This window comes from Aquabacterium sp. UBA2148, from assembly GCF_002328915.1.
GTDB classification, from domain to species: domain Bacteria; phylum Pseudomonadota; class Gammaproteobacteria; order Burkholderiales; family Burkholderiaceae_C; genus Aquabacterium; species Aquabacterium parvum.
In genome coordinates, this window is record NZ_DCXA01000191.1 from 1 (window position 1) to 3,509 (window position 3,509).

Below are 3,509 nucleotides of genomic sequence, written 5' to 3' on the forward strand. Positions count from 1 at the left end.
TCCAGGCTCGACGAAGGAAAAGGCAAAGCCTCGAAATCGCACCGCAGGCTCAGCGGGGCGCCGGTGAGCAAACCCGTCTCGGCCTGCACCGGCTCGTGCACCAGGGGAGCCAGGTCAGCAGGGGGCGACCAGCGCTGATAGGCCGCGTCCACCGCCAGCCACCGATGCTGCATGCGGTTGGCGCGCAAGGCATCGAGCTCGGGCAGACCCAGCTGCAGCGCGTGAAAGCCGAACACGTCGGCCACCAGCCGATCCATCTGCTGCTGCTCCCATTCGAGCAGGGACTGGCCTGGCGCCAAGGCCAGCCAGGGGTGCAAATCTATAATCGGATCGACTTTGGTCATGAAACTGATTGCCCTGCCCGCCTTCACCGACAACTACATCTGGATGCTTCACGACGGCCATCAAGCCCTCGTGGTGGATCCAGGCGAAGCCGCGCCCGTGAAACAGGCTTTGGAGGCACTCGGCCTGGAGCTGACCGCCATTCTAGTGACCCACCACCACGCGGATCACATCGGGGGTCTGCCCGCGTGGCGTGACAGCGGCATCCCCATCCACGGCCCAGCACATGAGCGCATCCAGGGCCTGACACACGTTGTGGCAGAGGGTGATCGCGTGCATTGGGGCGGGCTCGAGTTCTCCGTGCTGGACACCCCGGGGCACACGCGAGAGCACATCGCCTACCTGCTGCCTCAGGGCACAGGCCAAGCGCCTCATCACCCCCATCTGTTCTGCGGTGACACGCTTTTTTCGGCCGGGTGCGGCCGCGTCTTCGATGGCACCCTGGATCAGCTGTACGATAGCTTGATGCGGCTGGCCTCGCTGCCAGACGACACGCGCATCTGCGCGACCCACGAATACACCCTCTCGAACCTGCGATTTGCGCAGGCGGTCGAACCCCGCAACCCCGACATGGGTCGGCACCAGGCACACTGCGAAGCCCTCAGGGCCCAGCTTTTGCCCACGCTGCCCAGCACCTTGCGCACAGAGCGGCTCATCAACCCGTTCCTGCGCTGCACCCAATCCGACGTGGTGGCCAGTGCCCTCGCACACGGCGCCCAGGATGCCGACCCGCGGTCCGTCTTCGTCGCCCTGCGCCAATGGAAAAACCAGTTCTGACGATGTCTGCCAAGACCTTCCCGATGAGTCTCTCAAGAGCCCTCACCCTGCCGTTTGCCGCCATCGCCACCTTGCTGCTCTCGGCTTGCGGAACGCTGTACAACGACGCATCGACGCGTCAATCCGAAGAGCTGAGTCGCCAACGACAGGCCGCATCGGCCCTGTCGAACTGGGGTGACCAGCGTGTTGCAGCCGGCACCCGCCAAGACCCCACTTCGGGCCTGAGGGTCGACCTGGGTCCAGGCGCCTTGCGCAGCGACAGCTCCGAGGCGCGCCCGGACAGCCTGGAGGCCATCGGCAAGCCCACCGATCCGCTCGAGCCAGATGCCACGGTCAACCTCAACGATGCCAGCGCCACCCAAGACCTCTGGGGCCGCATCCGTCGTGGCTATGCCCTGCCCGCGCTGGAGACGTCGCTGGTGACCGACCACGAGCGCTGGTACACGAGCCGGCCTGAGTACGTGCAGCGCATGACCTCGCGCGGCAGCCGTTACCTCTACCACGTGGTCGAGGAAATCAACCGCCGCAAGATGCCCACCGAGTTGGCGCTGCTGCCCTTCATCGAAAGCGCTTTCAACCCGCAGGCCATGTCATCGGCTCGGGCTTCAGGCATGTGGCAGTTCATGCCCGCCACCGGCAAGGACTTCGAGCTCAAGCAGAACCTCTTTCGCGACGACCGCCGCGACGTGCTGGCCTCGACCCGCGCCGCGCTTGACTACCTGCAGCGCCTGCACCGCATGTTCGGCGACTGGCACCTCGCGCTGGCTGCCTACAACTGGGGCGAAGGCAATGTGCAAAAAGCCATCCAGCGCAACCAGCGCCAGGGCCTGCCGACCGACTACCTCAGCCTGAACATGCCGGCCGAGACGCGCCACTACGTGCCCAAGCTGCACGCCGTGCGCAACATCGTGATGCAGCCCGAGCGTTTCGGCCTGGCCTTGCCGCCCATCGAGAACCACCCCTACTTCGTGAGCGTGCCCATCCAGCGGGACATGGACGTGGCACTCGCCACGAGGTTGGCCGGCCTTTCTGCCGACGAGTTCAAGGCCCTGAACCCTTCACAGAACAAGCCCGTCATCCTGGCTGCCGGCACGCCGCAGCTGCTGCTGCCCTACGACAACGCCAACCTGTTCGTTCACAACCTGTCGCGACACAAAGGGCCTTTGGCCACCTGGACGGCTTGGCAAGTGCCGCGCACCATGCGACCGGCCGAAGCCGCCAAGTCGGTGGGCATGAGCGAGGCATCGCTTCGCGAGGTCAACCACATCCCGCCCAAGATGCTCGTCAAAGCCGGCTCGACCTTGCTGGTGCCGCGCTCAGAGCATCGCGAGCAGGACGTCTCCGAGCGCCTGGCTGACAACGCGATGATGGCCCTGGCCCCGGATGTGCCGCCGCTCAAGCGCATGGTGGTCAAGGCCGGCAAGCGTGACACGGTCGCCAGCATCGCTCGTCGCTACAAGGTCTCGGCAGAGCAAGTCGCGCAATGGAATCGCACCCAGGCTCGGGCCACGTTCGCTCGAGGTCAAAGCGTTGTGGTGTACGTGCCATCGGCTTCGAAGCGTCAGCTCGCTTCCGCCAGCAGGTCGTCGGGCAAACAAGCCAGCAAACAAGCCAACGCTCGCAAAGTCAAGGTGGCGAGCAGCTCGCGAGCCAGCTCTGCAAAAGGCAAGGCCAACGGCCGCGCCAACAGCAAGGTTCGCATGGCAAGCGCGCGCTGAGCCACCAGGCTCAGCGGCGGTCCATGAACGCGTGGGCGATGGTGCCCAGGTCAACGTACTCCAGCTCGCTGCCCACCGGCACGCCACGGGCCAGGCGGGTGACCCTCAAGCCACGGCTGCGCAGCTGGTCGGCCAGGATGTGTGCCGTTGCTTCGCCCTCGGCGGTGAAGTTCGTGGCCAGGATCACCTCCTGCACCACCCCGTCGCTGGCGCGCTCAAGCAAGGCGCCCACGCCGATGTCTCGCACACCCAAGCCATCCAACGGGCTCAGGCGCCCCATCAACACAAAGTAAAGACCTTTGTAGCTGCCGGTGCGCTCCATCGCGGCCTGGTCGGCAGGCGTCTCGACCACACACAGGGACAAGCGGTCTCGCGTCTCGTCCTGACAAACCTCGCAGACCGGCTCGCGGCTGAAGGTGTGGCAACGCGTGCAATGCCCGATCTCGGAGACCGCCACGTCCAGCGCTCGCGCCAACTTCACCGCGCCTGAGCGATCGTGCTGAAGCAGGTGGTAGGCCATCCGCTGGGCCGACTTCTGTCCGACACCAGGCAGACAGCGCAAGCCTTCGATCAGGGCCTCGAGAGCGGAATCGGCCATGGATGGATGCGGGGAGCGGGTGCGTTCAGAACGGGAGCTTCATGCCGGGAGGCATCGGCATGCCAGCCGTCAGG

Annotated in this window: 3 protein-coding genes and 1 pseudogene; 2 read left to right on the plus strand and 2 right to left on the minus strand. The window is 65.6% G+C overall.

Annotation, left to right across the window (positions count from 1 at the left end; translation table 11 throughout):
• Positions 1–344 (minus strand): annotated as a pseudogene (locus B2W70_RS10710) (SAM-dependent methyltransferase); the annotation flags it as partial.
• Here B2W70_RS10710 and gloB point away from each other — a divergent pair.
• Together gloB and B2W70_RS10720 are read left to right on the plus strand one after the other, a co-directional pair.
• Positions 343–1,119, plus strand: coding sequence for a hydroxyacylglutathione hydrolase (gloB, locus tag B2W70_RS10715; protein WP_286745599.1), 777 nt, complete (start codon positions 343–345; stop codon positions 1,117–1,119). The pseudogene B2W70_RS10710 and the gene gloB sit on opposite strands and share 2 nt — an antisense overlap.
• Positions 1,120–1,121: 2 nt before the next feature.
• Complete coding sequence (locus tag B2W70_RS10720) at positions 1,122–2,837, plus strand: transglycosylase SLT domain-containing protein (RefSeq protein ID WP_286745601.1); 1,716 nt, start codon at positions 1,122–1,124, stop codon at positions 2,835–2,837.
• A gap of 10 nt (positions 2,838–2,847) precedes the next feature.
• Here B2W70_RS10720 and recR read toward each other — a convergent pair whose 3' ends face one another.
• A complete protein-coding gene (gene recR, locus B2W70_RS10725; RefSeq protein ID WP_286745602.1) occupies positions 2,848–3,435 on the minus strand; it encodes a recombination mediator RecR in 588 nt (195 codons plus the stop codon).
• Between the last annotated feature and the right edge of the window lie 74 nt (positions 3,436–3,509).

Excerpts from the sequence above, each read along its gene's own strand:
- gloB (WP_286745599.1), top strand. The coding sequence starts at position 343 with ATGAAACTGATTGCCCTGCCCGCCTTCACCGACAACTACATCTGGATG.
- B2W70_RS10720 (WP_286745601.1), top strand. The coding sequence starts at position 1,122 with ATGTCTGCCAAGACCTTCCCGATGAGTCTCTCAAGAGCCCTCACCCTG.
- recR (WP_286745602.1), bottom strand. The coding sequence starts at position 3,435 with ATGGCCGATTCCGCTCTCGAGGCCCTGATCGAAGGCTTGCGCTGTCTG.